The sequence below is a fragment of the Paenibacillus plantiphilus genome (assembly GCF_927798095.1).
Classification (GTDB): Bacteria; Bacillota; Bacilli; order Paenibacillales; family Paenibacillaceae; genus Paenibacillus_Z; species Paenibacillus_Z plantiphilus.
The window spans coordinates 135,255-161,799 of sequence record NZ_CAKMMF010000011.1 but is presented as its reverse complement, the minus strand read 5'-3'; the positions used below and the strand labels follow the sequence as shown (position 1 = coordinate 161,799).

Sequence of the window (26,545 nt, the reverse complement as noted above, 5' to 3'; positions counted from 1 at the left end):
ACAGAAAGGGACAATAAAACTATAAAGGAGCGATACGGAATGAATCAGATAAAAGTTATTGAAAGAAGTGGTATGAGAGTTTTGACCACCCCTCAATTGGCGGAATCATTTGGTACGGATTCAGGAAAAATCAATTACAACTTTAGTTACAACAAAAAGAGATATGTGGAGGGTGTTCATTACTTTGTTCTAACTGGCGATGAACTGAGGGACTTCAAGACGGAATGTGAAATTCACATCTCGTTAAAAAGAGTCAACACCCTATACCTCTGGACAGAAAAAGGCGCATTCCTCCACGCTAAGTCGCTCAACACCGATCAAGCTTGGAATGCTTACTCTCAATTGGTTGATGATTACTTCAAGAAAGTCGAGCAATTGAAAGAAGCGCAACAACCTCAACAAGATCATTCTGGATTAAGCCCACTGTTACAAACACTCATTCATATAGAAACAAGGCAAAACGCAGTTGAAGCTAAATTCAATGCTTATGAAGCGCAGCTAGCTGAAAAATCCACCGCTATAGATGAAGTAAAAGACGCTGTTGCTACCATCTCAGACAATATGACCGCTGTACCAGATCATACGAAAGTCGTTTCAACGGTAAACGAATACGCCCGATGGACACGATTGGGACATAACGAAGTGTACAACAAACTCTATGATGCACTGAAAAGCGCACACGGAATTGATGTGAGGCAGCGTGTAGAGAACGAACGAGCGCGTATTCAAGAAGACTACAACAACAAAACAGGCAAATGGTACTCAGAATCAACGCTTAAACAGAAGGTGAACGGCATAACGGTAATGGTTCGCCTCGGATGCTTAGACAAGTTTAATACGATCCTGGTCGGACTACTGGCAAAGGAAAAGGCTAAAAGCAATTTGAGACTGGTTCAATAAGGAGGCATAACCCCATGCTAAAGGTAGAAATCGACTATGATCAAATCGCTCATCTAATCAATGCTGCTGTTGATTCGGCTCTTGAACGCCATTCAATGGCAAACAACCTTCCGCCAATCCTGAGTAAAACGCAGTTTATGGATCTTCTGGATATCGGCCCAACAAAGGCGGGGGAACTGCTGAACCGTGAGGACTTTCCTGTTATCCGTGAGTTAGGTCATCCGAAAGTTCTGACGCATCTATTTTTGCAGTGGTGTGAGGAACATACGGATTGGATTAGCAAAAATTCTGGATCGGAGACAGTAAAGCGGAAAGGGCCGCCAGATTTACGGAGGGCAAAGTAGAGGGGTGGATATATGAACAACTACGAACAATCCTACGTTAACTACGCCAAAGCTCAATTGGATGCAGCTAAAACGGATGATGACAAGGCCATCTGGAATCGGAATATCGCAGCTGCTGAACGCGAGATAGCTAAACAGCAATTAAATTACTGCATCGATTAAGGAGGGACAATCCTAATGGAAAACCCGATTGTACAAGCTCAGGAACGATTTAACAACCGTCCACCTATACGTCATCCGTGGCCTGTAGGGAAGGCGTGTGAATGCGGTGAATATGAGGCTGTGAGCGTGTGGAAAGGTCATAGACTATGTGAGGACTGCCTGGAGGGAATTGTGGGGGTGACGCTGATATGATCATCAACTACGCTGGACATTACGCATCCGTACAATCCACTCACCGTCACAGACGGGATATTAAGAGCAAGCCACAGCCATGCATCAAAGCGCCAGTAAAGTCAGAGGGGAGCCGGTTCAATGCCAAAGGTTGATATGAGTAATTACACCGTTGTACGCCACTACTCAGAAGATGAATGGTTTGGCTATCGCGAACTCGGAAATGGTCATATCGAAGTGGCTCAGGTCTTTATAGGCATACCGCGCATTGCTGAAATACACGTTTCCATGATTGAAATGGTATTGGCGCATCGTGAAGTTGAACAGACCAATGAGGTGCAACTAGAGCAACAGAAGCTTAACCGTGAGCATGATGAAGTGATTGAGGGGGCGGCGTAGATGAAAGATGTTCGATTAGAAGCAGCCTTGCTTGTGTCTGAAATATCAGCATTGGCATGTATGATTAACGCCTTCACAGACTATTGTGTATTTTTCCGATTCAGTGGTCATGTCAATTCTATTGACGTTGAAATCGCAAGATCAAAGCAGGAGTACAAAGAGAATGATGTTAAGGGAAGTTTTTATCTTCCTCCTTGTGATCCTTATGACAACGAGGATTTATTGCGAAACATGAAGTTGATGAAGTTGCGATTAAAGAAAATCTTGCGCGATAAAAAGATTGATTACAGTCAACTAAACTACGATATCGAAGAAGTCCGGCATTACAAATTGATCTAGAGAGGTCATGCAAACTATGAGCATCCCTTGTGATCGAACCATATTCCTGCTGCTGGCCCGATTGACGCAGAACAGGAAATTACGAATCAAGTATCTCAGTAATTACAAGCGTTTGTTACACCGAGATTGGGGTTGGACAAATAAAAAAGCCGCGTTTGCAGACGCGACCGTTTAACCCCTTGCATAAGGTTATTACTGTCTATTTTATACGATAAGGAGATGAGTGTAAATGAACATCTATCAGAAATTAGTCGAGGTGCGGAAATCAGTGCCTTATCTTCAAAAAGATTCTGTTGGTAAACAGTACAACTACAACAGTGGAAGCCAAGTAGTGGCAGCGGTACGAGGGAAGATGGATGAATTGTCTTTACTTCTCATTCCTGAGATAGTCGGGCATGCGCTACACGCCGAAACTGTTGAGTACACAGAAGGAAATAAACCTAAGAAAACCACAACTTACTTTACGGAAGTCGATTTAATCATGACATGGGTGAACGCTGAAGCGCCTGAAGAAAGGATTAGAATTCCTTGGTATTCACAAGGTGTTGATATTGCTGGGGAAAAAGGCGTTGGCAAGGCGGCATCATATGGCGAAAAAACGTTCTTAATCAAGCAATTCAACATACCGACAGACGAGTTGGACGCTGATGCATTCCAAGGGAAATTAGATAAGTCATCAGGCCGTAAATCGAATGCGATTGCTCAACTAAAGTCGGCGTGGATCGGTGCTGGATTCGCTGCAAATCTACTAATTCCGCAAATAAAGAAGAAGTTTGGATGCGGAATCAGTGATTTGAATGAGGCGCAAGTAGATGAGTTAATAGCGGATATTCGGGCAAAAGGGAGTGAGCCCGCATGAAGCTAACGGCAGATAACTATTACTCTCAAGAGGCAAATTTGGAATACATGAGTGTCAGCCAGTTTAAGGATTTCGACCGCTGCGAGGCGCAGGCAATGGCTAAATTGAGTGGCGAGTACGCGGAGCCAAAGGGGGATTGCTTTCTAATTGGCTCCTATGTCGGAGCTGTGATTGAGGGTAATGGAGCGCTTGAACGGTTTATATCCGAGAATCCCCAAGCATTCTCTTCTCGCGGCCCGACGAAGGGCGAATTGAAATCGGATTATAAACATGCTGACAAGATGGTTGAATCACTCCAATCTGATCCTGTATGCCGCCAGATGCTTGAAGGGGACAAAGAGGTGATTATCACCGGCGAACTGTACGGGACGCTATGGAAGGCTAAATTGGACGTACACAATCCCGATGAAGGACGGATTGTTGATCTTAAAACAGCAGAGAAGTTACGAAAGGCATATTGGATGGATGGAGAACGGGTTTCATTCGTTGAAAACTTCCGGTACACCTTGCAAATGGCGGTTTATACGGAATTGGAGCGCATTGCATATGGACGATTTGACATATTGGAGCCGCTTATTGTGGCTGTAAGCAAAGAAGACGTGCCGGATAAGGCAGTTATCTGCTTCGACGAAGAGACAATGCAGACCGAATTAATGAAAGTCGAAGCTAAACTACCGAGAATCCTACTTGTAAAAGAAGGGTTCGAGGAACCGCGGCGATGTGAGAAATGCAGATATTGCAGGCAAACGAAACAGGTAACAGGGCTGATACATTACCTTGATTTGTTGGAGGCGTGATATGGAACTAACCCAAGTAACAGACGACATGTATCGCATCTCTCAACGTCTTGAGAAGGCCGCTAACGAATTGTACAAGCTTGGTGAGGCGAAAGCCTCATCTGAGCAAGTATACCGCGTTAAATTGGCGCAGGATATGCTGAAGCTCAAGTCAGAAGGTATGGCGGTAGGCATGATAGCAGACGTAGCCAAAGGAAACGTTGGAGAATACCTTTTTTAAGCGTGATTATGACGAGGTGCGGTTCAAGGCTGCGCTTGAATCTGTTGACGCAATTAAAAGCCAACTGAGCGCGTTACAATCCATTCTGAAATATCAGACGGAGGTATAGCCATGGGAATCCTCTATAGCAAGGAATACCAGCTGCGAAACAAGCGCGTGAAGCTCACGCAGAAGCAAATGGGCGATATAAGCGACAAGGTGGAAAGCAGTTAAAGGAACGTTCTGGCGGCGTATGTGAGCGCTGTAGCGCCTCTAGAGCGCATGAGAGGGCACATATCACTGGACGTAAGCATTTGACCCATAAAACGACCGTAGATGACCTCCTACACCTCTGTACACCTTGTCATAGGTGGTTAGACGGTACACCGGAAGGAATACGATATAAACGACAATTGAGAGGGATGGATATATGAAAAGAATGGGAGAGTTAATTACTGCAATTGAAAACGCAGGAGTCCAAGTGATTAGAGCATCATGGCTAGAGGATGGTCATCTGGATATTGTGACAGATCCTAAGGACCATGAAAAGGCAGAGAAAGCGGCTAGAGATTGGCATATGAAACAAGCTGAGCGTTCAGGGCTTCAAAATTAACAATCTATTAAGGGAGATATAACCCCTTTATACGGCTGCCGCTGTCGCTAGGTGATTCCAATAAGTAAGAGGTGAAAGAATGTCAAAAACGTCAAAAAGGAAAAAGTTTCTCGACTTCAAGGTTTCGAAAAATGGCTGCTTCATTGCTAACTCTCATCGACCCAACAAACATGGATATATTCATTTCTGGCATAACGGCAGGGATGTTAGGGCGCACAGACTTGTTTATGAAGAGTGTTTTGGTGAAATACCAGAAGGTCTAGTCGTACGTCATAAATGTGATGTTAGAAACTGTATAAATCCTGAGCATTTGGAACTTGGAACAATAAAGGAAAACTCTATGGATATGGTTATCCGAGGCAGATCGACCTACGGTGAAAGAAACGGAAAAAGTAAGATCGACGAACGAACGGCTACCATCATAAAAGCAAAGTTGAATAGCGGATTGACTGCAAAAAGTGTGGCAATGGAATTTAACCTAAAACCATCTACCGTTGAAAAAATAAAAAGCGGTCAATCATGGAAGTATTTAGCGTAACCGATGGCGGCAAGCCGCAAATATCGAAGGAGGAACACATATGACAGAACCCAAGATAGACATAGAGCAGCATATACAGATGGTGAGAGAGGCGCTAGGGAAGGCTACGCCGGGTCCGTGGACACAAAGCGCTCTCGTAGGAGGGTATGTTATTACAGATTACCCTTCGCACGATGCTGTGGCAGTAGTGATTGAGTATAACGAGAACGGGACTATTTACAAACGGCTCACTGATAAATGGCGTGAAAACAGGCACCTCATCGCCAACTCTCCCACATGGATCAAACAATCCATAGAGATCATAGAGCAGCAACAGAGGGAAATCGAATCCCTACGCTCCCAGCTGGCACAGGTGAAAGAAGATAATTTCAAACTAAGCCAGAGCAGCATGAGCGTCACAGATAAACTATTTGCCCAACGTGACAAGGCTCAGACGGAGGCATATGATTTCAAACTCCGAGCGCAAGAGGCCGAACGGGAACGGGATGAACTCAAGAAAGCCAATACCGATCTATTGCATGGACTGAGGTGGTATGCATCCCCTGGGACTTATCAAGTAAATGTCACAGGTCAGTGGGAGCCTAAGTTGGCGATAGTATCTGATGCTGGTAAGCGCGCCCGCGATCTACTGGCCCAATACGATACTAGCACGGAATCAGCACAATGAATCAACTCATGTTGGACATAAGGCAGTACGGTCCTTGGATGGTCACTCATAAGGGAGATAGGTCATGTCGGTTGTTGGCTGACAGGCATTACAGCAGGCAGACGATAGGCGCGGATATGTTCTGTCGCCCAGGTCGCAACCTTGTTTTAAGGACGGCGATGGGTGACGCAGTATGGGTTACATGGTCCGGCATACGAGATGATGGCCTACAGGCTTGGGAGTGTACGATTTTTCGTAATGAGTCGGACTATCTCAGCAGCAACATGGTTCGCGCAGCTGTTACCGCAACAATAGCCCAATGGGGGCAGCCGCCTCCAGATGGAATAATCACATACGTTGATGCTGACAAGGTGCGGAGCATAAACCCTGGATGCTGTTTTAAGGCGGCAGGGTGGCGGCAGATCGGCAGGAGCAAACGGCGGGGATTGATTCTCCTTCAATACGATAAGGAATAGGCGGTGAGTATGAGATGAATAAAACTCAAATCGACGAAATGGAACATGCCATAAGAAATCAAAACCGTTTCTATACGGACGCAGATAATAAGAATTGGAATGATTTGGTTGAGAAGGGTTACGCGACTAAGCGCCCTGGATGGGACGATAGATCCGCTTACTTCTGTCCGACAAGTGAGGGCATAGCTGCATTAAGAGATTTAGTAGCAGAGTGAATAGGGAATACATGGGAGGGCTTAACGTGAAACCAAAACACCAAGATTATAGGGTCTGTTACGACAATTGGGATCGATCTATAGCCAATAAGTTATACGCAGTGTCTAAACACTGCGAATGTGAAGCATGTAATACCCGATTCAAAATAAAAAGACTGCCTCCGAACTGGGCTTCGGCCACTACGCCTGATATTACCAAAGTGGATGAGGTTGCGGATTTTCTTGAAACTTGGAATTGCGGTACAGATACGTGGCTCAGGTCTCCAATTATTTTAAAGTTCTAAAAATATGAAATCCGACGATGCGGCGAAACATAGTGAATATAGAAGATCATGAGAGAGGACGGATAAGGATGTATTACGATGATGAGTTTTACGGCGAGCCGAGTGAGTTTGATCAGCAGATAGACGAGTTTAAGCAATCGCTGCTGAACGCTGTGAAGGAAGAATACAAGGCCGAGATGGAACGGCTCCAGAAAGAGAACGAGGAGCTGCAAGATACAAAAAGCCGTTTGGAAGAGATAGAGTATGAGCATAGGAGAAAACTGAATGAACTGGATAGTGCCAAGCGTGACGCGCTGAACATTGTCCGCAGGGAGAAGCTAACCAAACTGATGGAATCGCTGTACGTAAAAGTTTACGCTGCTGAATCCTACAGAGAAGAATTGCCGAAATGCGATAAGTGCAATGAGCGGCGCATGATAGAGTTTCTTTCTCCGAGCGGAAAACTGCTTACAGAAGAATGCTCCTGCAAAATTGGTCGGAAAAAGTTCCGGCCCAAGGAACATGTATGTGTGGAGTTTTCCAGCAACGACGGTAAATTGTCGGCTTGGTATAAGCCTAGTGATTATCGAGATTCAGACCATACGGTATCCAGTGATTACATGGATAAATTGCATGATGATGTTCCATTCAGCGATATAAAATATCACTGGAACAGCTTTTTCCTTGACGAAGCCAAGTGTCAATCATATTGCGATTGGCTGACACAGAGAGAGGACGGATAAGGATGAACAAAGAAGAAAAGATCAACATACTGAACGAGCTGTTTGTTACGGACTGGGATACAGACGGAGGTGAAGCTGTAGCTTACATGTACATTGAAAATACACAGGAAAACGTATTTCGGTTGCTTGCTATCGGGGTTCCTGAAGAAGAGATTGCCGATAAGACAGATTTCGAAGGTATCGAAATATCATCATTCGTTTTCTCTTACGGCGAAGCTGAATACTATCAAAATGGTGAGTTTTTAGATTACACCCCATAGAGAGGACTGAGACAAATGAGGTTTAATTCCTTTTGGGAGAAGAACAGTTTGATGATCGGCATCAAATACGTTAAGGGTAACTTTGCTCACACTTTTTATCTGCATCTCGGCTGTTTGGTATGGGTCGTATTCGTTGAGAGAGGAGCAAGGTAAATGAAATGGAAACCAATTGACACAGCGCCGAAAGACGGAACCAGCATACTTGTCCTGAATAATGACAAGTACGTGTACGAAGCTCGTTACGATGAAGACAGTTGGAACAAGTGCAAATGGAAATTTGCGTCAGCCGATCAACACGGCTGCGGCTGCTGTTCCGGTGACGATGATGAACCTACTCATTGGATGCCATTGCCGCAGATGCCAAAGGAGGCAGCCCATGAGTGAGTATATAAGCAAACAGGCGGTGTTGGACTGGCTGGATACAGAATTCGTAAACACACCGTTTGGTGCAGTATCTGCAAAAATTAAAGATATCTATAACGAAATAAACTCAGTCAGGTTCGATGCCCCATCCGATCAGGGAGAAGTACAGTCTATTGGAGTCGAGGTGTTGAGTGCCCAATTGGTTGAAGAGGTAGCGGCTCATGCTAAAACGGCCGTGGAAGTACAGCGGCTGCAGGGCGCATTGAGAGATGCAGCAGACACGATAGTTTATCTGATGCGCGATTATCCCAATGAAATGTGGGGCGACAAAGAAAGAGAAGACTGGGAATCCGTTGGTACAGATACATTGAATGAGATCAAGGGAGTTCTATCCCCTCAGTCAGAGAAGGGAGATGGCGACCAGTGAACGAACTGGACTTCTACAAATTCGCTAATGAGAATGAGTTGGATTGGCGCGGCGATAAATTGATCATGTGGATTTATCCGAGCGACATCCCCGAACTTGTTGAATTGATTGGATACAATGCGCTTTCAGAAGATGGACTACCCTGCGTCATTTGCGGCCTTGGACAAGTAGCGATTGAAGCAAATGTAATATGTGAATGGTTTGATATTGATCCCGAGCGCATTCATCCAAAGGACGGCGACTAAGATGCATAAAAACAACAAACACCGCATGCCTATGAAATGGTACGAATACATCCTACACTTTCCTGACGCTTTAAAAGCTTGGTGGAGATATGGGAGGGGTTAACCCTCCTTGTCTGGTACGTATTCCAATAGATCGCACGGTGTGCAGCTAAACCTTTTACAGAGGGCGTTGAGCGTTACATACTCGATGCCCTTCCCTTCACCGTCATAGAGCTTCGTCAACGTTTTGCGAGTGATACCAGTTTCCTTTTCCAATTGAGAGAAACTTTTAACCTTATGAATACCCATCATTTCTGACAGCTTAACTTTTATCATATAAACCTCTCATTTCGATAGATTAAATCTATCATAACTATAATTACGCAAAAATATACTATTTGACATTAAATTGCGTAACACTATACCCAATATGAGTAATATGTTACAATGACGTCATAGTGATTTTAAGGGGTGACTACAAGTGAAAAAGCAAAAGAACATTCCATACCGCTTGGATGAACAGAACCATAAAAAACTGAAATTGTTCTGTGTTGAACACGGCATTCCTATGCAGCAGTTCCTTGAAAGAGCGGTGGAAGAGTACATGAAGAAATGGGCGGTGTAGGCCTGTGGCAGAGAAACGAATGATCAGCAAGGTGATCAGTATCTCGAAGAAGTTCAACATACTGCTGAATGATCATTTCTCAAGACTCCTTTACCTGTTGCTTATACCTCATTCAGATGACTTTGGTCGGTTAACGGGTGACCCGTTCAAAATCAAGGCACTTATCCTCCCTATGATGAAAGAAGTTGAGTGGGAAGAGGTAGAGAAGACGCTCGGAAACCTTCATGCAGCCGGACTAATTAATTGGTATGAGTCACAAGGAGAAATGTACATCCAGATCATTAATTTCGATGATCACCAGCAAGGATTGCATAAAAGAACTCGCAGTAAATTCCCTGAACCTCCGACAGTTTCCCGGAACTTCCCGGAAATTCCCTCTGAACAGAACAGAACAGAAGGGAATAGAACAGAAGAGAAAGGAACAGAACAGAATGGTGTGTCTTCTGAAAATTTAATACTTAGTTGGATCAATAAATACCAACTGAACTGCAAAGGAACATTTCAACTTGATGAGATATGTTCGTATCTTGGCATGATGGACATTGAAGTGATTGAACTGAGCATCAAGCAATCAGAGAAGAAAAGTGTTGCCTATGCAATGACAATACTCGACCGCTACAAGAGAGAGGGAAAAACAACGAAAGAATCAATCAAACAGCATTTGCAGCCTGTGCCTGATCCAAAAACGGATAAGGAGCTAGAAGCGAGAAGGATCGAGATCGAAAGGAACAAGTGGATAGCAGGAGGTAGGAACCCGGATGAATTTGAATACAGACCTGCTTCAAACGATTGAAGCCGAGAATGCGGTTATAGGCTCGGTTCTGCTTGATAACCAAGTCATGGACGATATATGCGAAATGCTAGAACCAAGGGACTTTTACATTGAAACCAATAGATTGATCTGGGAAGGCATGCAATACCAGTTTCGCAAAAACGCCCCTATCGACCTTGTTACGATGGTTACGGTCTTGCAACGATACGATAGGTTGGGCGAAGTAGGAGGCGTTTCTAGGCTGTCAGAGATCATGTCAGGAACGCCAACAGCATCGAATGTAAAGTATTACGCCGAAATCGTGCGAAGCAAGGCATACCGCAGACGAGGGAACGAAGCTGGCATAAAAATAGCCGACTTGGCTGCTAACACGGAAATGGACGATGAAGAGTATTTCCATCAGATTGAACGGATCGCTCTATCGGTTAGGCCGCAAGTGAACGGAGATATGAAAAGTCTGTCTGAGACAAAACAGGACTATTTCAACTATTTGAACGAGAAGGAAGATTTCATCTACACGGGATTTAATCAATTCGACAGTTGGATGAACGGTGTTGGTCGTGGGTGGCTTTATATACTAGCCGGAAGGCCGAGCGTGGGAAAGACGGCGAAAGCCTTGCAAATGGCAAGGGGAATCGCAGAACAGAATGTGGGCGAAGTGTTGATTTGGTCACAGGAAATGAAGCGAAATCAACTGCTTAACCGCATGCTCTCGCCTATGACCATGATCAACAGCAATGGGTTTCGTAACAAGAACCTGACGGAAATTGAAATGATGCGAGTTAAAAAAGCCTATGAGCAGCTCGAACAATTGCCCCTCCATATAGAGGATGCAAGGAACGTCACCATTGACGAGGTAAGGGCGACAGGTAGGCAGTTTAAGCGCAATTACGGAAGAATCGGGGCAATCTTCATCGACTATCTAACCATCATGAAAATCATCCCAAATAAAGGCGAAACGCGTTCCCAGGCTGTCGGTTACGTTACACGGACAGCAAAGCAAATCGCTTTAGAACTGGATTGCCCTATTATCATGTTGGCGCAGCTCAGCCGCGAAGGGAAGGATGAGCCTAAACTAGAGCATTTGAGGGACTCGGGAGAAATCGAACAGGATGCCGATGTAGTGGAATTTCTTTGGCACAATCCAGAGGATACGCACAGAGACGGCAAGGTAATTCAATCCATCATTGCAAAGGGACGAGACGTTGGGGTGAACCATTTCAGATACTTGTTCAAGGGGTGGATTCAAAAGTATGAGGAACTTGCCCAGTAATGACGAGGAGTATAATGCCTTGCTTGAACGCATCGTGAAAGGCGCTGAATACTTAGAAAACCCGTTGATCAAACCTGATGATTACAGGAAAGGGATGGTGTTGTATGACCAACTATATGAATCAGCCATCGCATACAGAGCGGCTAAATCGAATCATGAGACTAATAGAGTTAGAACCCTGTCCGCATAAACGATCCGACATGGTAGCAGTAGCAAGGGGATTGGAACGCAATTTAAGGACAATCGGAGGCAGGCTATGAGAGAAAAGAAGAAAGCAAGCGAAGGACAAACGATATTTGAAAGCTGGGAACTAATCCTGTTTTACAACTTACGCGACAACGGAAAAATCGAAAAGAAGCAATTTAACGCAGCTGTTAAAGATTTATGCACAGCAATGACCAAGGCAGAGGCGACGGTGTTTTTGCAGGGTCATATCGATGACATGGTGGAGCAATTAGCGGAGCAGCGCATGAAATCAGCTTAGGAGGGGTAGAGGGATGAGCAGAGAGATTAATTTCAGGGCATGGCACGAAACAGCACAAGTAATGCTAGAGGAAGATTATCCAGGTGAAGTGTTTCAGTGGCTCAATCAAGGTCAGCCACTGAAGGTTATGCAATACACAGGCCTAAAGGACAAGAACGGCAGTGATGTGTTTGAGGGGGATATCCTTGATTGTACGAGCGAGATTCTTACTAATTTAGGGCGAACCAGAACGGGAGAATTTGCAACTACGTATTACGAGGTTTTGTGGACTGGCGAAGGTTGGGGAAAGAAAGTTTTAAAGAGCAAGTTGTCAGTGGTTGGTAAGTTGTCGAGCGGATTGGTAATAACGGCTGGATTTTCGACGGTAATTGGAAACACCTTTGAACACCCCAATCTATTACAGGAGGAAACCCCATGAACAAAGAAGAGGTAATCGCCAAATGGAACAACCTATCCCTAAGAGAGAGGGATGCTTGGATAGCGGAGACATTGATGGGATTAGAGTTAGATAAATATAGGACAGGGAATTATCTGAAAGGTGGCATGTCAATTCCTATAAAGAGATATTCCTCCTATACGTCCGTAGCGATGGATATTATCACCAAAATAACTGATAAATCCGAACACGAGGGATGCGGCCCATGCGTCAGAATTGAACATGATGGCATATGGCATGTGAGCATCGGGATAAAAAGAGCGATGAATGAATCATTGCCCGAAGCCATCTGCCTAGCCGCTCTAATAGCCCACTATGAGACTAACTGACAAAGAACGCTGTGATAGACTACGCCCCTTACTCCATAAACTGAGCAAACGGAAAGGAAGTGAACGCGTTGAACCAAACCATACGGGTAAACAATATCCCACCAACGCTAAACGAAGTCCGGCGAATGCATTATCAGCAGATCTCAAAGGACAAGAAGGAATGGGAACGGATAATCGGGTGGATTGTGAAGGAACAGAAGATAGCCCCGGTGACGGGCCCGGTAATCATGACATACGAGTTTTTCTTTCGGGACAACAAGAAGCGCGACCCGGACGGGTATGGGTTCAGCGCCAAGTACATCCAGGACGGATTAGTAAAGGCGGGCATCCTGCAGGACGACAGTTTCAAGCATGTTCCGGAGTTGCGGATCAAACTGGGTGGCAAGAGCAGCCAGAGACACATTCTAGTCCACTTGGAGGCGGTAGGATGATAACCATGATCCCATGCAAGGACTATATCATCGTCGTAGACGATCAGAAAGGACGTGCTTGGACTTATAGGGACATAGAGGCAGTAAAGACAACCAAGAAGTCATAGAGTCGCTTAAAAACGATTATACGGCGTCTAAATTAATGGGGGAGGTGATACCCATGCCGAAGAAACGCAGACCTAAACCACAGTTGCCAGCCGATCCGCGAAAGGTAGCATAACGCCTATAGGATGTATCTATAAACAAAGACAGTTTAATTATAATTTGGTATAATAAAAGTATATGAAAATGCCTAAAAGGAGCGGATATTTTTGGAGGAATTGTTGGCAAAACAAACGGAATTACAACGTCAAATTGAATTGATTTGGGATGAAAATCTCAAAGCTCAATTGGTAGACGAATTGAACATGGTCACGAATCAGATTGCCGAGAAGCAATATGAGCAGGAGCGAGAAGGGATTCAAACGATGCAGGCCGAGCATAATGGCGGCTTGAAGGAACTCATCTATCAAATTCTTGAATCGGTTTTTGACGTCGAAACGTGCCAAAAGTTGTATGGACTGAACGAATACAGTGAATTGTCGCAATCCTTCCGGCAAATGATCGACGTTGCGGTGGACGATCACAACGACACTTTAAACGCCTTTATTGCCGAGCAATTGGAGGGCAAGGACGGTAAAATCCGTGAATTGACCACAAAAGGAATCGAGATCAGCACACAGCTGCAGGAACTGCAACGAAAGATTGAGAATTATGAACGTATTGTTGCTCAAAATGAGGAGTTGGAACACAAACTTGTCACGCTGGAAAATGATATCGAGGCTAAGGACAGAACGATTGCAGAACAGGCCGAGCAATTGAGAGTCAAGGATGAGCAGATCGCGAAGTTGACAGAAGCGCAAAACGTTCCTAGAAGCCCGATCATCTTGCCGAACCAAGCGAAGCCAAGCCAAACGCTGGCGGAAATGATGGATCAGGCGAAGCAAAAAGGCAAAACGGCGCTGGAACTGGCACTCGCAGGCGGTGAACGATTCCGAGGGAAAATTACAATCAGTCCATCGGGACCAAGCGAAAGCAACTGGATCCCCGAATCCGAGGTGAACGGGAAAGACTCCTTTCGTCCAGAAGATACTGCGGCTATCAATGAAAACTGTGGGATTCCTGCTACCGAGGATACGTTAACACCGCCTCCCTTTCAAGACGCGTTACAGGATGCACAGCACGCCCTGGGAGGAATCGCACCTGATACAGAAATGGCGCCGGAAACACCAGTCACAAGAGCGGAGTTTGAAGCGTTGAAACACCGTGTGGAATTCTTAGAAATATTGAAAGCTGAGGTAGCCTAAAGGCTGCCTCTCTCCAGGGGGATGGATATGAAACAATTGCTAAAGCGTTTAATGTGTATGGGGATATTTCATTCCTATCATCAGGGGAGTTATAAACGTCATCCACACAGGTATGAGATGACCTGTGAGCGATGCGGCAAGGTAGATGTATTTTTGTGACACCACCATCCATAAGGGGGCATGGATATGAACTGGAAGGATTGTTATAGCGACATATGCGCCGAGATACGGATCATGGGCATACATGAGATGGAGTTGCGCAAGCGAGTTGAACTGGCACATAAGGCGATGTTCACAGGAGAGTTGCCATCGTCAGGTTCATACTGCCATTTACCGCTTGATAAAGGGATCGAGCAGTATAATGCGGCGGTAACAGAGTTGGACGCGATACAGGCAGAGGTGGACAGGCTGAACGGCGTTAAGTCGCAGATGGAGCAGCAGATGTCACAGTTTACAGGGCTTGCACATGTAATTGAGTACAAACGGTTAGTCGAAGGAAAAACATACGGGGAATTGTCATCAGAACTTGGATATTCCGAGAATTATCTGAGGCAGTTCATGCACCGAAAACGCAACAAAATGATAACACAAAGTACAAACGTTTCGTGATATTATTGTAGTGTGAGGAATTGACGTTCGGTAGCGCGCGAACCGCCCCTAAACGTCAATTTCTGCACATGGTCACAGACCATTATAGGCGCAGCCGAGGGGATGATATATCTTGAAAAGAAGCGGAAAATCGAACGATTCATTAGTTAAATACACATCTCTATGCTGGACATGTGAAAAAAAAGTTCAAGTGCCTGATGGCTCATACATTCAAAGGGCGTACTGTCCGGATTGCGAGAAGGAATACACAGATAAGAAGGCAGCAGACCTCAAAGAATACGTGAGGCTGAAAGCGCTCATTATGCATGAAAGAGCGTTGAGGATTTTGGAAAAACAGAACGCCTATTTGTATCAATACAAAGAGGCATCTGGCGTAGTTTTGGATTTTGCATTAATGCCTGGTGAAAAGTTTTCTAGCTCTCATGAAATGGTAGCAGCGATGGAATTAATAAGAAATCGCATCAAAATCAAAACGCAACAATCAATAGGTAGTTATCGAGTTGATTTTGTTATACCAGAAATGAACGTAGTTTTTGAAGTAGATGGTTATATGCACAAATCATCAAAAATAAAGGACAACCAAAGAGACATTGATCTAAGACAAATACTTGGATCTGAGTGGGAAGTTGTTCGGATATCTACTGACGATATTGAGAAAAGAATAGGAAAACTCGTTGTTGCTATTGATGCGATAGCGGAATACAAAAGAGATGTCAGGAGTAAACATAACGGTATATTGCCGGAATGGTATTCATCCAGAGAAATGAACCACTACAGTAAGGTGATAAACAGAAAATTCAAAGAAGAACCCGATGATAGATATATTAATTACAAGTAATACTAGTATAAGGTTCTGGTGATGAGCGGCAGACGATCCTTGTGCAGTCTCCGTTCACTCCGTTCCTTGAATCAGCAATAACGTGGTGGCGGAATAGGTAGACGCACAAGCTAAAGCCCACTAACGGATGTGGTAAGGGTGCAGGGCATTAAGTACCGCCCACATCATGCAAGGTGCAAATCCTTGCCCACGTTAAAACAGGTGAACAGCCTCTAAGCTCCCATACAGTCAGCAGCTTGGAGGCATCACATATTACAACGTCCTTGCGTACGACTAAGCGCACAATAAACCACAGGAGAGCCGAAAGGCTCTTTTTGTGTTGTAAGGGGTGGTTCAATGAACATAGACGAAATGGACAATGCTATAAAAACTGCTATCCATGATAGATACGATGGATACACAATCGAGTGGTACGCATCTGGATTTAATTATGCTACAGGCATTCGCGAAGTATTATATGACATTTATCTTAAAGACGGATCGCGGTTTATCGCTGTTGGTCGTTGTGATGATTTAGGTCAAGTGTCTATCACAGAACGCGAATACGTTGCACATTAGGCCGGAGGCCAACGGAACGACCGAATAAGCCCAGCGCAGCGGAGGCCGTAGGAGGGTTTATGACCCGTATTGACGTAACACATTATATACTCATACAAACACCCCTAACCCTACTAATCCATATAGGGATATGGGTGTATTTCTATTGGGACAGGAGAGATAAATGATGCGATACATCAAATACTTCTTGTGGTTCATGCGAGAGAGTTATTCGTTCATGAGACCACACAACAAACTGTGGATCACACTAATCGGAATAACAAAGGCGCACACATTTGCAAAGGACATGCGCAAATGGGATAAGCTTACGCCAGAACAGCGCGAAGCATGGTATCTATCGGGAGATGGGAGGATGTTAAATTGAAAGCAACCATCAACGGAGTATCCATTGAAGGCACTCCACAAGAGATAGCAGAGTATCAACGGATACAGCGGATAGAAGATGCGAAGAAACCTCACTATACAGGAGCTATGGCGGTAGTGAGTTTGACGGATTTATTCAAGGCTGCGCATAAGAATTCACATTAAATTATGTAGTAAAGTGCAAATTAGTGGTCAATATTATGAGTGTTATACAAAATATCGTGTAAATGAGTGCAAATTGATGAATAAGGGGTGATAGAGATGGCAGGGGGGCGACCAAGTAAGTACAAAGATGAATACGCCGAGCAGGCATATAAACTTTGCTTGCTTGGAGCGACCGATAAGGATATGGCTGATTTCTTCGAGGTTGATGAGGCCACAATTAACCGCTGGAAGGATGCACACAATGAGTTTCGCGAGTCCTTAAAAAAGGGAAAGATGATGGCTGACGCTACAGTGGCTCAGAAGCTTTACCATCGAGCGATAGGATACGAGCATCAAGAGATTGTCACAGCATCGTTCCAAGGGCAGATAACGGACACGATGGAAGTAATCAAGCATTACGCTCCTGATCCGACAGCGGCTATCTTCTGGCTGAAGAACAGGCAGCCGAAGCAATGGAGAGACAAACAAGATATTGAACATAGCGGCGAGGCAGGGGTGAGGATAATCAATGACATCCCACGCCCAGCAAAATGAAGTTAGTCTGCTGAATGTAATAGCGCCGTCATTCTATGATGTGCATTGGGACATTGCAGACGGGATTCACACACATTACTGGCTGTCCGGTGGACGCGGAAGCACCAAATCGTCGTTTATATCAGTCGAGATCATACTCGGCATCATGGCCGATCCACTAGCTAATGCGGTTGTCCTACGAAAGGTTAAGGACACTCTTAATGAGTCGGTCAAGGATCAGCTTATTTGGGCGATAGAGTCGCTTGGAGTAGCGGACTATTGGGACATGCCAGAACAAAAGCTTGTTCTGACCTACAAGCCTACAGGTCAGGAAATCAGGTTTCGCGGAGCTGACAAGCCCAAAAAGATCAAGTCGATGAAGTTCGCCAAGGGCTATACCAAGTTTATTTGGTACGAAGAGTTAGACGAGTTTACGAGCATGGAAGAGGTTCGGATGATTAACCAGTCTCTCATGCGCGGTGGCCCTAAGTTCATCGTATTCTACTCGTACAATCCACCAAAGAGCGCGAACAACTGGGTTAACACCGAAAAGCAACTGACAAGACCTGACCGCCTGGTACATCACAGCACATATCTGACCGTATCGGTTGAATGGCTGGGTCAACAGTTTATCATAGAGGCCGAACACCTGAGAGATACAAAGCCTCTTGCCTATGAGCATGAATACCTTGGGACGATCACAGGTACAGGCGGCGAGATATTTGATAATGTCCAGATACGCAAGATCAGCGATGCGGAAATAGAGGACTTTTACAACATCCGGCGCGGCCTAGACTTTGGATATGCAATCGACCCATTATCATACAACGTTATGCACTATGACCGTAAGCACAAGCGGCTGTACATCTACCACGAGGTATACAAATACCGTATGAGTAATCGAGAGTTGTACTATAGCCATATACGTGCTGAGAATAAGAAAAATGAAGTGGTTATAGCAGATTCAGCCGAGCCTAAGAGCATCAATGAACTCATGCAATATGGGATGTTGATACGAGGAGTCAAAAAAGGGCCGGATTCGATTGAATTCGGAATTAAATTCTTGCAGGATTTAGAAGCTATTATTATTGATGATCAGCGTTGCCCAGAAACAGCCCGAGAGTTTTTGACATACGAATTAGCGAAAGACGCAAACGGAAATTTTAAAGCCGGATACCCTGACAAAAACAATCACTCTATTGATTCAGTGCGTTATGCACTTAATGATGATTGCATGTTATTTGTAGAGAGTTCTAAAAAACCATGGACAGCAACACCTGATTACAAGCCAAACAACAACAAGCTGGATAACGATTTCGATAACTTCGCATCGGACATGTCCGGTAGCGCATGGGGGTGAGGTAATGACAACAGATATGGTCGTTATGTTGGGAATTGCTGGCGTTTTGGTTATCGTAGTGCTGGCGTGCTTAGTCACCATATATAGAAATCTTCATCGCTTGATAGAACGCCAGCAGGACACCATACAGCGGTTAATCAATCATGAGCCTGTAACGTATACCGAGACGGGCCAGAAGCCTCCTAAACCTGTTAGAGAGTCCTTTGCGGCTTGGGGCAACGAAGTGGTTAACGTCGAGGAACTAGAGTAGGAGGTGACATATGGCTAAGATGATGGACAAGGTTTCCGAGATTTACGGAGTTGCTAAAGGAATATTCAACAACACTGATCCACCGAATCCAGAACATGACGAGATCAACACGCCGGAAGAAGACGCGCTTGTCCAGATGGCGATGAATGACTACCGAGTATTCAAAGAAAAACGATCCGGCATGGACGAAGTGTGGCGCAAGGAACAGAACATGTATATTGGTGACCAGTGGAAAGGTCTTAGACCTCCTGATAATGGTCCTTATCCTGAAAGAATGGAATATGTCGGTAACTACGCTGGTAGTCAAATAGATAGCCTTGTAGCGCGTCTGACAGGATGGGTTCCGACTCCTGACTTTGAGCCACAGGAAGCAGGCGACGATGAACGCGCCAATCTTCTGAATATGTTCATTCCATACGAGTTGAACAAAATAAAAATCAAACCTAAACATATACGAGCGGTCCGTAGGATGGTAATCCATGGGCCGCTTATTTATGAGGTTTTACATGATCCTACTGTAATCGGGGGCAAGGGCCAGAACCGCTATATGGGGCAGAATGATATATTGCCCGTCAATTTCGGCAGCTTCTTCCCTGATCCGGCGATTAAGGACTTTATCAATCTTCAAAAAGGTCGGGCGCACATCATCAATAACCTGTGGACGCTTGATTATATCCGTGAGCGCTGGCCTAAGCAGGGTCCGAAGGTTATGGCAGACAATCAGTCCAGTGACACCGAGATATTTGACATGGACAGTGATACATTCGTGGGCACAACCATACAGAGTGAGGACAACCGGACAACGGTCAATGTGTTGCGGTATATGTACAAGGGCAAGCCTAAATATATGTCTGAGGAAGACAAAAAACTGTTCACAGAGTTGGCAGAGGGTAAGCTTGCCGAGGGTAAAGACCCTTCCGAGGACATGGCGAAGGCTGCTGGCAAGATGAATGGTATTCACTTCTTGTACGTAACCACAAACGGTGTGTTTTTGGAGCATAAAGCATATTTATACGACCATGGTCAATATCCGATTGTAGCGCGGACGCTGTTTCCGACCGAGAATAACCCGTGGGGCAAGGGATACATGCGTGACCTCATAGCACCACAGACGATGTATAACCGCTTTGTGGAGTTGGCAGCAGAAGTCACATCCAAGATGGGCAACAGCGTTATTGTATACGCCACAACGGCAGGGATCACCGAAGCCGCTAAACAGATATGGAGAAGATTCCGTAGTAAGGCAGGGGCCATGATACCTATTGAGGGTGATATCAATCAATTCAAGGAACTTCAAGGCGTTCCTCCTAACCCCGGTATCTATCAATACATCCAGCATTTTATTGAGATGATGCAAAAGATACCTGGCATGTTTGATTCAGCCAATGGCGCATCAAATGCCAATGTCACCAGCGGTAGACAATCAGAGGCGCTTATTGCAGCTGCTCAGGGTCGCTTGGCGAATGTAGCTGAGTTGATAGAGGACGCATTCCAAGAGGTAATAGAGCAGCTTATAGAGCTTTGCGCACAGTTTTATACCACCGAGAGAGTGGCGCGGATAACAGGTAAACAGGTTGGGTTTAGCCGCGAAGCTTTGGTTAAGCAGTCGCCTACGCCGTTCGAGTATCCAGACCCAACAACAGGTGAACAGGTGCAAACCGAACTGATGGAAGAGTATGTTCCATGCTTCGACATCAAGGTCAATATAGGCGTAGAAAAGCCGCGAGATCGTGAGTATTACGTTCAGATGGCGTTTAATCTACTACAAACCATTGATCCTATGACGCAAATGCCTATGATCGATGCACAAGCGGTTAAATATACGGTTGAAAATGGTCGAATGGAGCCTATGAGTGTCATCGAAGAGCGCATGCAGACGGAGCAGATGCAAATGCAACAAATGCAGCAGTTGCAGGCCGAGAATCAACAACTGCAGCAACAGATGCAACAGATGGGTGCGCAGCTGCAGCAATCGGAACAATCGAAAATGCAGCAAGAAGCTGAGTCGCAGCAATTCGAGCGCGAGAAAACAGCCAATCAGCAGGCCCTTGAATGGGCGAAATTAGAGCAACAAGGAATACAGAACGAAACAAATTCCGCTCTAGAAGTGGCAAAAATGAATCAGCCAACGGGCGTTAGGTGAGAATCCTAGCGCCTTTTATATTGCTTTTTACCTACCGCCAGCCATAGCGGATTCGAGTTATAGGAGGTTTTACCATGAGCGATCAGGCCAGCCATAGCCCAGAAACTCAAGAAATTCAGATGGATGCTGAAACCGAATCGATTTACGAATCATTCGGGATTAATCCAACTGAAAAGAAAGAAATCGAAATGCCTACCATCCCAGAACCGACAGACCCTGCCATAGGTCAAGTGGAAGAGGATAAGCCGAAGACGGCCCTTAAAGCCAAGTACAACGGCGAGGAAATTGATGTGCCAGAAGACCAAGTGAAAGAACTGGTCGAGAAAGGCATGAATCTGGACAAGGTGCGCAGCCAGAAGACGGAGTATGAAAAGTCCCTTGATCGAGTCGCCAAGCTCCAAGGGTACAAAGATCATGCCGATCTGATCGCTAACCTTGACCAACTTGAAGCACAGCAGCAAAAGCAGAAGGAACAAGCCTTTGATGAGATGCAGGAGAACATGTTGTACCAATTGGAACTGAACGGCATATCCCGCGAGGATGCGGTCGCATGGTTGGAACAGCACCCGACATTTCAAGAGGCTAAGGCGTTGAAGGAATCGCAACAACAAAGCCAGCAGCAACAGCAAGTCACTAGCAAATGGCAAGCGCTCTACGATCGTTACCCCCATTTGCTAGATGATGCACAGGCGTTCAATCGCGGTGAAATGCCTTCATTCTTCAACGATGAAATGCGTTCCCGTGTGGATCGCGGATATGACCCGTTGGATGCCTTCGAGCTTGCTCATGGTACTGAAATGAAGCAAGAAATGCAGAACAAGACCAAGAAGCAAGCCGAGCAAAGTGTTATTAAGCAGATGCAACTTGGAACGAGGGGATTCACGGAACAAGGCGCAGCGGAACCGGACGAAAGCGACTTACTTCCAGCTCAGGTTGCGCTTGCTGAATCGTTCGGAGTTAAGCCTGAAAACGTTCGTAAACAACAAAAACTCATTAATAACAGGAGGTAACCTATATGGCATTTGTATGGCATCAAAATAGCGATTCGCGACAACCGAAATTCATTACTGACATTACATTCACAGCATCTACGACATTCACCTATGGTCAAGCTCTCATCGTTAGTTCTACTACGGGTCGTTGGGTGACGGCAGCAGCAGGAGGACCTATTGGGGGCGTATACAACGGACCTACAATCACTACACCAGCAACACCAGATGTATACCCTGAGATTATCGAGGTGCGAGCTGGTGACGAGTTTACAGCTGATTATGTAGGTACACCGGATGCAACATTCAAACCTGGACAATCTGCAGCAGACATCTCATCTGGAGGTCTTACCCTCAACGCTGCTGACGTAACTGGCGGACCATGCACCATCCTTTCTCTAAATACATCCAAAACACAGGCGGTTGTACGCATTAAAAACCGTCAGTTCAGCTAAGGAGGCTGCGTAAATGACAATTAACACAGGTACTTTCCAATCCATGCGTTCTCTCAACACGATATATGAGCCTGTATTGAGAGAGGTATATACCCAATCCGTATCCGATCAAACTGATTATTTGCCGCTTATGTACAACATGAGCAAAACGAGTAAGGAGCGCGAGAACTATGAGGGCGTAGGCGCTCAAGGACTTATGCAGCCGTGGGGATCGACAGGCAAATCGGTCTATTATGAAGATCGCGAAAAACTGTTCCCTACCTCCATCCCACAAGTGAAATATTCATTGGGTACACAAATTGACCGTGAATGGTTCGACTTTAACAAACACCAAGACATTAAGGATGAAGTGATCAAACTGTCTGATGCTGTATATCAAACGCGACAATATCAAGGCGTTGAATTCGCCAAGAATGCTTTCACTACGTCTGGTACGGATTACCGTGGAATCACCATCATCGGCGGCTCTGCTGGACCTGACGGAAAGGCGCTGTGCGCTACTGATCATCCCGTCAGCCCTACTAACAGCGGTACGACAAACAGCAACAAATTCTCCTTGTCTCTCGACTATGATTCCTGGCACGAAGTGAATGTGCGTGGTCAAAACTGGGTAGATTCCAAGGGCAATCTGATGCCTGTAACCTTCGATTGCTTGATGGTTGGTCCGCGCCTTATGTCCATTGCCTATCAATTGGCAGGCATGAACGCGAAGAAAGCAGACAATGCTCAGGCGTTGTACGTGCCAGAGCAGGCAAACTTCTCTCTTAACATCTATCGCGGAACGTTCGATGTTATCGTCAATCCGTATCTACCGAACGCTTACAACTGGTTTGCGATCAACAAGAGCCGGATGCGCCGCTACAACAAATGGAACGAGTTCCGTAAGCCGGACTTCAAAAACGAGACGGATTTCGACACCGAGATTTTCAAATACGCTGTTGTCGGCCTGTGGGGTAAGGGATTTCTTGACTGGTCTTGGATTCACGGCTCTGACGCTACGTCCTAAGGAGGGGTAATATGAGCAAATATGGCGTAGATTACAGAACGAAAACAGGAAAGGGCATTGTACGAGCTGACGGGTTCTCTGTCGGCTCTGTAACAGCCCCTAAAGCTGTTGTAAGCACGACAGTAACCTTTGATCCTCCATCACTAGCAACAGGAGCTTTCGCGGTTAGCTCAGGCATAACCGTAACTGGTTCGGCGCTTGGTGATAACGTGGAATTGTATCCGCCTTATGATACAGATGGCGTGATATATCAAGGTAGCGTTAGCGCGGCTAATACGATCAAGATATCCCTCATCAACACTAACGGGTCCACAAAGGACCTCGCGTCAGGCGCGTGGGGCGTTGTGGTTAAACGGAGGGTGTAACATGCCAGACATCGAATGGACGGTCACAGAGCCGTCAGGTGAGGTTAAAAGTACCAAGAAGACTAAGCACCCGTTTGTCGCCGCATTCAAAGTGACGGACGACATGTCCGAAGGTCAGAAAGCAACAATCGAAACGTTCAACAGTATGCGGCAGATGCTGCTGGACAATGATTTGATGAACAAGAAGTGAGGGGGCTTTCGCTCCCTCTTTTTCTTTAGGAGGGATGATATGCCATTGCATCTAGCGGAATTAAAAAAGCATACGGAGCAAAACGATAGAATTATAGCTTTGCTTGAAAAGCTGGCTTCGCAGGGAATTGAAATTGAACAACCTATCGTGAACAAAGAGATTAAGCCAAGAGGGAGGAGAAAAATATCATGACCATGAACAAAAAAGTCCCGACATTTACAAACAGTAGTGCGAGGGATGCCGTTGCTATTACACCGAATGATGGTGCTGATCTAGCTAAATATCCTACAAAAGGGATCTATGTAGGCGTAGCTGGTGATATAAGGGTGGATTTAATCGATGGCACCGCGCCAGTTACCTTCAAGGACGTTTCGAAAGGGTCTATATTCCCTGTAGCTGTTAAGCGCGTGTATGCCACTGGTACAACAGCGACTGATATTGTCGGTGTATACTGATGGCTACCTTAGTTGATATTCGATATTTAACGGAGCAAGATATAAAATCCGATCTTGAGAATACCGACATTGTGAATTGGTCGAACGAAGTGAATATGGATATCGGTAATAACATTGAAATCCCTTCTGCAGCGCCAGCAAATATTGTATTGACCTCCACAGATTTAGAATACAGCCTACCTATTGATTTAAAAATCATCAACCGTATGCGACTACAAAGCGACATTGATCAAGGTTATGACCGCAACATTGAATTGGGATACCGGATATATAACGGAGAAATCGTTCTGCCGAGGGTATTTTGGTTAGCGCCGGATACGCTCGTCGTGGATTACTTCAAGCACATGACGTACTTTGCGAATGTAACCGAGTCAATTGATATAGCTGATCGATTCACGCCTTTATATAAATTTTACTACCTCTGGCGTTATTACGAATCTCCTTTTGCATTGGAAAGATTCGGGGCGCAAGAGGCGAAGCGTAAGGCCGAAATGATGCAAGCCGGATATATGAACATTAAAAATCAAGTGGTCGCGTACTATTCGCTAGGAAACGAGCCAGTTGTGATAGAGGGGCGGTGGTAGCATGAAAACCTATCAATTCACCTGTGCCGTTCGCTTACAAGCTCCTGACACGCCATGGGACGGCGAACTAATGCCCATCGAAGGACTTGTAACACCTCCTATAAAGGCCGACACGCCGTCTGAGGCTATGCGGAGCCAAGAGGTATCAGATTATTGCACAGAGCATAAATGTACCGTTTATGAGATGGTTAGGAGTTGGTCAGGATGAACACATGGAATGCCGGACAAATCCTATCAGCGGTACGCACGATTAACCGCATGGATATCAATTACCTCGGGCCCGACGATAGTACACAGGATCAAACCTTGCTGCAATTTATGAATGTCGCCCTCTGGAATCTGGCGAGACTATGCTACAACACCGAAAGCAGCGACGACATCGTGATATCAGCAGATGGAAATGTTGCATTTACGATGGGAAATTCGCCAATCACGAATATGTATGAGCCACTCAGGCTGTTAAAGGTGGACGGACCAAGCGAGATGGAGGTACAGCGCCGCTACAGCGACACAGCGCCTATCGGGTGGTATTGCGAGTCTCCCAATAAGTCGATACACCTACGAGGCGTTACGGGCACGGTGAGGCTTAAATACATCCGATACCCAAGACAGGTTACGCAAGCGAGTGACCCTGTTGATATTTCTGAGGCCGGATATAAGCCGTTGATCATGGAAATATCCTCGCTGATTAAGAGTGTCAAAAACTTTTATCAAGAGGCTGAGGCGATGGGTGCAGTGGCGAAGTCAGGATATGCCGCAATAACACAGGCTGCTATATCTGGCAAGGGGCCATCAAGTGGAGGCAGCCCGCCTTCATATGACGATGTTAAAAAGGCGCAAGGTGGTGTATAGAATGTTACCGAAAAAAGGACAAGTTATTTATTGCAAGAAATGCGATAAAGACCTTTATAAATTTAATGTTGATGTTCAGCCTGGGACCCCTATGTATGCAGACACCATTTCCCCAGTTGGTGATGTCCCTGTGCCGAAAGCTAACGAATTAGTTAAATGTCATCATTGTAACTCGCCGATTATTGGCAATCCGAGTTTTCGTTAGGGGGTGCTTAG

The 26,545-nt window shown here is 45.4% G+C and carries 45 protein-coding genes; 44 read left to right on the top strand and 1 reads right to left on the bottom strand.

Translation table 11 applies throughout. The features are described from left to right. Nucleotides 1-39: 39 nt before the first annotated feature. The 18 genes from L6H65_RS11925 to L6H65_RS11835 all read left to right on the top strand — a co-directional run bounded on the left by L6H65_RS11925 (nucleotide 40) and on the right by L6H65_RS11835 (nucleotide 8,959). Nucleotides 40-900: an ORF6N domain-containing protein gene (locus L6H65_RS11925; RefSeq protein ID WP_236342478.1), complete on the top strand. Its 861-nt coding sequence runs from the start codon at nucleotides 40-42 to the stop codon at nucleotides 898-900. Between the two features lie 14 nt (nucleotides 901-914). Continuing rightward, complete coding sequence (locus L6H65_RS11920; RefSeq protein ID WP_236342476.1) at nucleotides 915-1,244, top strand: DNA-binding protein; 330 nt, start codon at nucleotides 915-917, stop codon at nucleotides 1,242-1,244. A gap of 12 nt (nucleotides 1,245-1,256) precedes the next feature. Then, nucleotides 1,257-1,406, top strand: a complete 150-nt coding sequence (locus tag L6H65_RS11915; RefSeq protein WP_236342467.1) for a hypothetical protein — start codon at nucleotides 1,257-1,259, stop codon at nucleotides 1,404-1,406. Nucleotides 1,407-1,718: 312 nt separating this feature from the next. Beyond that, nucleotides 1,719-1,976 carry a hypothetical protein gene (locus L6H65_RS11910; protein ID WP_236342465.1) on the top strand — a complete coding sequence of 86 codons (258 nt, stop codon included), beginning with the start codon at nucleotides 1,719-1,721 and terminating at the stop codon, nucleotides 1,974-1,976. Continuing rightward, nucleotides 1,977-2,315, top strand: a complete 339-nt coding sequence (locus L6H65_RS11905) for a hypothetical protein (protein WP_236342463.1) — start codon at nucleotides 1,977-1,979, stop codon at nucleotides 2,313-2,315. A gap of 229 nt (nucleotides 2,316-2,544) precedes the next feature. Then, nucleotides 2,545-3,174 carry an ERF family protein gene (locus L6H65_RS11900; RefSeq protein ID WP_236342461.1) on the top strand — a complete coding sequence of 210 codons (630 nt, stop codon included), beginning with the start codon at nucleotides 2,545-2,547 and terminating at the stop codon, nucleotides 3,172-3,174. Further along, complete coding sequence (locus tag L6H65_RS11895; protein WP_236342459.1) at nucleotides 3,171-3,971, top strand: PD-(D/E)XK nuclease-like domain-containing protein; 801 nt, start codon at nucleotides 3,171-3,173, stop codon at nucleotides 3,969-3,971. The genes L6H65_RS11900 and L6H65_RS11895 overlap by 4 nt, the downstream gene beginning before the upstream one ends. Before the next feature lies 1 nt (nucleotide 3,972). Then, on the top strand, nucleotides 3,973-4,191 hold the full coding sequence (locus tag L6H65_RS11890; RefSeq protein ID WP_236342456.1) for a hypothetical protein: 219 nt from the start codon (nucleotides 3,973-3,975) through the stop codon (nucleotides 4,189-4,191). A gap of 409 nt (nucleotides 4,192-4,600) precedes the next feature. Next, the gene (locus L6H65_RS11880) at nucleotides 4,601-4,783 is read left to right on the top strand and encodes a hypothetical protein (RefSeq protein ID WP_236342454.1); all 183 of its coding nucleotides are present in this window, start codon (nucleotides 4,601-4,603) and stop codon (nucleotides 4,781-4,783) included. Between the two features lie 79 nt (nucleotides 4,784-4,862). After that, the gene (locus tag L6H65_RS11875) at nucleotides 4,863-5,321 is read left to right on the top strand and encodes an HNH endonuclease signature motif containing protein (protein ID WP_236342452.1); all 459 of its coding nucleotides are present in this window, start codon (nucleotides 4,863-4,865) and stop codon (nucleotides 5,319-5,321) included. Nucleotides 5,322-5,361: 40 nt separating this feature from the next. Further along, on the top strand, nucleotides 5,362-5,988 hold the full coding sequence (locus L6H65_RS11870; protein ID WP_236342450.1) for a hypothetical protein: 627 nt from the start codon (nucleotides 5,362-5,364) through the stop codon (nucleotides 5,986-5,988). Nucleotides 5,989-6,059: 71 nt separating this feature from the next. After that, complete coding sequence (locus tag L6H65_RS11865) at nucleotides 6,060-6,443, top strand: hypothetical protein (RefSeq protein ID WP_236342448.1); 384 nt, start codon at nucleotides 6,060-6,062, stop codon at nucleotides 6,441-6,443. Nucleotides 6,444-6,457: 14 nt separating this feature from the next. Next, nucleotides 6,458-6,658: a hypothetical protein gene (locus L6H65_RS11860; protein WP_236342442.1), complete on the top strand. Its 201-nt coding sequence runs from the start codon at nucleotides 6,458-6,460 to the stop codon at nucleotides 6,656-6,658. Between the two features lie 352 nt (nucleotides 6,659-7,010). Beyond that, nucleotides 7,011-7,664 carry a hypothetical protein gene (locus L6H65_RS11855; protein ID WP_236342440.1) on the top strand — a complete coding sequence of 218 codons (654 nt, stop codon included), beginning with the start codon at nucleotides 7,011-7,013 and terminating at the stop codon, nucleotides 7,662-7,664. A gap of 2 nt (nucleotides 7,665-7,666) precedes the next feature. Next, on the top strand, nucleotides 7,667-7,924 hold the full coding sequence (locus L6H65_RS11850; RefSeq protein ID WP_236342438.1) for a hypothetical protein: 258 nt from the start codon (nucleotides 7,667-7,669) through the stop codon (nucleotides 7,922-7,924). A gap of 153 nt (nucleotides 7,925-8,077) precedes the next feature. Then, on the top strand, nucleotides 8,078-8,308 hold the full coding sequence (locus tag L6H65_RS11845; RefSeq protein WP_236342436.1) for a DUF551 domain-containing protein: 231 nt from the start codon (nucleotides 8,078-8,080) through the stop codon (nucleotides 8,306-8,308). Continuing rightward, nucleotides 8,301-8,714 (top strand): hypothetical protein, encoded by a 414-nt coding sequence (locus L6H65_RS11840; protein WP_236342434.1) that lies wholly within the window; start codon nucleotides 8,301-8,303, stop codon nucleotides 8,712-8,714. The genes L6H65_RS11845 and L6H65_RS11840 overlap by 8 nt, the downstream gene beginning before the upstream one ends. Then, nucleotides 8,711-8,959: a hypothetical protein gene (locus L6H65_RS11835; RefSeq protein WP_236342432.1), complete on the top strand. Its 249-nt coding sequence runs from the start codon at nucleotides 8,711-8,713 to the stop codon at nucleotides 8,957-8,959. The genes L6H65_RS11840 and L6H65_RS11835 overlap by 4 nt, the downstream gene beginning before the upstream one ends. 99 nt (nucleotides 8,960-9,058) lie before the next feature. Here L6H65_RS11835 and L6H65_RS26785 read toward each other — a convergent pair whose 3' ends face one another. Next, nucleotides 9,059-9,250 carry a helix-turn-helix domain-containing protein gene (locus tag L6H65_RS26785; RefSeq protein ID WP_371877690.1) on the bottom strand — a complete coding sequence of 64 codons (192 nt, stop codon included), beginning with the start codon at nucleotides 9,248-9,250 and terminating at the stop codon, nucleotides 9,059-9,061. Nucleotides 9,251-9,419: 169 nt separating this feature from the next. Between L6H65_RS26785 and L6H65_RS11830 the strand changes: the two genes are divergently transcribed. The 26 genes from L6H65_RS11830 to L6H65_RS11705 all read left to right on the top strand — a co-directional run bounded on the left by L6H65_RS11830 (nucleotide 9,420) and on the right by L6H65_RS11705 (nucleotide 26,534). Further along, nucleotides 9,420-9,563, top strand: a complete 144-nt coding sequence (locus L6H65_RS11830) for a hypothetical protein (RefSeq protein ID WP_236342430.1) — start codon at nucleotides 9,420-9,422, stop codon at nucleotides 9,561-9,563. 4 nt (nucleotides 9,564-9,567) lie between these two features. After that, the gene (locus L6H65_RS11825) at nucleotides 9,568-10,356 is read left to right on the top strand and encodes a DNA replication protein DnaD (protein WP_236342428.1); all 789 of its coding nucleotides are present in this window, start codon (nucleotides 9,568-9,570) and stop codon (nucleotides 10,354-10,356) included. After that, nucleotides 10,322-11,608 carry a replicative DNA helicase gene (locus L6H65_RS11820; protein ID WP_236342426.1) on the top strand — a complete coding sequence of 429 codons (1,287 nt, stop codon included), beginning with the start codon at nucleotides 10,322-10,324 and terminating at the stop codon, nucleotides 11,606-11,608. The genes L6H65_RS11825 and L6H65_RS11820 overlap by 35 nt, the downstream gene beginning before the upstream one ends. 256 nt (nucleotides 11,609-11,864) lie before the next feature. Beyond that, a complete protein-coding gene (locus tag L6H65_RS11815) occupies nucleotides 11,865-12,092 on the top strand; it encodes a hypothetical protein (RefSeq protein WP_236342423.1) in 228 nt (75 codons plus the stop codon). 13 nt (nucleotides 12,093-12,105) lie between these two features. After that, nucleotides 12,106-12,510 (top strand): YopX family protein, encoded by a 405-nt coding sequence (locus L6H65_RS11810; protein WP_236342422.1) that lies wholly within the window; start codon nucleotides 12,106-12,108, stop codon nucleotides 12,508-12,510. Then, nucleotides 12,507-12,857 (top strand): BC1872 family protein, encoded by a 351-nt coding sequence (locus tag L6H65_RS11805; protein WP_236342420.1) that lies wholly within the window; start codon nucleotides 12,507-12,509, stop codon nucleotides 12,855-12,857. Before L6H65_RS11810 ends, L6H65_RS11805 begins: the two co-directional genes overlap by 4 nt. A 68-nt stretch (nucleotides 12,858-12,925) precedes the next feature. After that, nucleotides 12,926-13,288, top strand: coding sequence for a RusA family crossover junction endodeoxyribonuclease (locus L6H65_RS11800; protein WP_236342411.1), 363 nt, complete (start codon nucleotides 12,926-12,928; stop codon nucleotides 13,286-13,288). Between the two features lie 311 nt (nucleotides 13,289-13,599). Further along, nucleotides 13,600-14,634, top strand: coding sequence for a hypothetical protein (locus tag L6H65_RS11795; protein ID WP_236342409.1), 1,035 nt, complete (start codon nucleotides 13,600-13,602; stop codon nucleotides 14,632-14,634). A 186-nt stretch (nucleotides 14,635-14,820) separates the two neighbouring features. Next, nucleotides 14,821-15,243 carry a hypothetical protein gene (locus tag L6H65_RS11790; protein WP_236342407.1) on the top strand — a complete coding sequence of 141 codons (423 nt, stop codon included), beginning with the start codon at nucleotides 14,821-14,823 and terminating at the stop codon, nucleotides 15,241-15,243. A 112-nt stretch (nucleotides 15,244-15,355) separates the two neighbouring features. Next, nucleotides 15,356-16,081 carry an endonuclease domain-containing protein gene (locus L6H65_RS11785; RefSeq protein WP_236342398.1) on the top strand — a complete coding sequence of 242 codons (726 nt, stop codon included), beginning with the start codon at nucleotides 15,356-15,358 and terminating at the stop codon, nucleotides 16,079-16,081. Nucleotides 16,082-16,417: 336 nt separating this feature from the next. Next, complete coding sequence (locus L6H65_RS11780; RefSeq protein ID WP_236342397.1) at nucleotides 16,418-16,639, top strand: hypothetical protein; 222 nt, start codon at nucleotides 16,418-16,420, stop codon at nucleotides 16,637-16,639. A 360-nt stretch (nucleotides 16,640-16,999) separates the two neighbouring features. Further along, a complete protein-coding gene (locus tag L6H65_RS11775; protein ID WP_236342396.1) occupies nucleotides 17,000-17,167 on the top strand; it encodes a hypothetical protein in 168 nt (55 codons plus the stop codon). Nucleotides 17,168-17,263: 96 nt separating this feature from the next. Further along, the gene (locus L6H65_RS11770) at nucleotides 17,264-17,701 is read left to right on the top strand and encodes a helix-turn-helix domain-containing protein (protein ID WP_236342386.1); all 438 of its coding nucleotides are present in this window, start codon (nucleotides 17,264-17,266) and stop codon (nucleotides 17,699-17,701) included. Next, nucleotides 17,676-19,040, top strand: a complete 1,365-nt coding sequence (locus tag L6H65_RS11765) for a PBSX family phage terminase large subunit (protein WP_236342384.1) — start codon at nucleotides 17,676-17,678, stop codon at nucleotides 19,038-19,040. The genes L6H65_RS11770 and L6H65_RS11765 overlap by 26 nt, the downstream gene beginning before the upstream one ends. A gap of 4 nt (nucleotides 19,041-19,044) precedes the next feature. After that, on the top strand, nucleotides 19,045-19,290 hold the full coding sequence (locus L6H65_RS11760) for a hypothetical protein (RefSeq protein WP_236342381.1): 246 nt from the start codon (nucleotides 19,045-19,047) through the stop codon (nucleotides 19,288-19,290). A 10-nt stretch (nucleotides 19,291-19,300) separates the two neighbouring features. Then, nucleotides 19,301-21,433, top strand: a complete 2,133-nt coding sequence (locus tag L6H65_RS11755; protein WP_236342379.1) for a portal protein — start codon at nucleotides 19,301-19,303, stop codon at nucleotides 21,431-21,433. 74 nt (nucleotides 21,434-21,507) lie between these two features. Then, on the top strand, nucleotides 21,508-22,443 hold the full coding sequence (locus L6H65_RS11750) for a hypothetical protein (RefSeq protein WP_236342370.1): 936 nt from the start codon (nucleotides 21,508-21,510) through the stop codon (nucleotides 22,441-22,443). Between the two features lie 5 nt (nucleotides 22,444-22,448). Continuing rightward, entirely contained in the window at nucleotides 22,449-22,877 is a 429-nt protein-coding gene (locus L6H65_RS11745) for a hypothetical protein (protein ID WP_236342362.1), read from the top strand. Between the two features lie 13 nt (nucleotides 22,878-22,890). After that, nucleotides 22,891-23,883: a phage head protein gene (locus L6H65_RS11740; RefSeq protein WP_236342360.1), complete on the top strand. Its 993-nt coding sequence runs from the start codon at nucleotides 22,891-22,893 to the stop codon at nucleotides 23,881-23,883. An 11-nt stretch (nucleotides 23,884-23,894) separates the two neighbouring features. Further along, nucleotides 23,895-24,248 (top strand): hypothetical protein, encoded by a 354-nt coding sequence (locus L6H65_RS11735; protein ID WP_236342350.1) that lies wholly within the window; start codon nucleotides 23,895-23,897, stop codon nucleotides 24,246-24,248. 1 nt (nucleotide 24,249) lies between these two features. After that, a complete protein-coding gene (locus L6H65_RS11730) occupies nucleotides 24,250-24,438 on the top strand; it encodes a hypothetical protein (RefSeq protein WP_236342348.1) in 189 nt (62 codons plus the stop codon). 39 nt (nucleotides 24,439-24,477) lie between these two features. Next, nucleotides 24,478-24,630 carry a hypothetical protein gene (locus tag L6H65_RS11725; RefSeq protein ID WP_236342339.1) on the top strand — a complete coding sequence of 51 codons (153 nt, stop codon included), beginning with the start codon at nucleotides 24,478-24,480 and terminating at the stop codon, nucleotides 24,628-24,630. Further along, the gene (locus L6H65_RS11720; RefSeq protein ID WP_236342337.1) at nucleotides 24,627-24,893 is read left to right on the top strand and encodes a spike base protein, RCAP_Rcc01079 family; all 267 of its coding nucleotides are present in this window, start codon (nucleotides 24,627-24,629) and stop codon (nucleotides 24,891-24,893) included. The genes L6H65_RS11725 and L6H65_RS11720 overlap by 4 nt, the downstream gene beginning before the upstream one ends. Further along, complete coding sequence (locus L6H65_RS11715; RefSeq protein WP_236342335.1) at nucleotides 24,893-25,477, top strand: hypothetical protein; 585 nt, start codon at nucleotides 24,893-24,895, stop codon at nucleotides 25,475-25,477. Before L6H65_RS11720 ends, L6H65_RS11715 begins: the two co-directional genes overlap by 1 nt. A gap of 204 nt (nucleotides 25,478-25,681) precedes the next feature. Beyond that, complete coding sequence (locus L6H65_RS11710; protein WP_236342320.1) at nucleotides 25,682-26,329, top strand: hypothetical protein; 648 nt, start codon at nucleotides 25,682-25,684, stop codon at nucleotides 26,327-26,329. 1 nt (nucleotide 26,330) lies between these two features. Continuing rightward, a complete protein-coding gene (locus tag L6H65_RS11705) occupies nucleotides 26,331-26,534 on the top strand; it encodes a hypothetical protein (protein ID WP_236342318.1) in 204 nt (67 codons plus the stop codon). The last annotated feature ends 11 nt before the right edge of the window (nucleotides 26,535-26,545 follow it).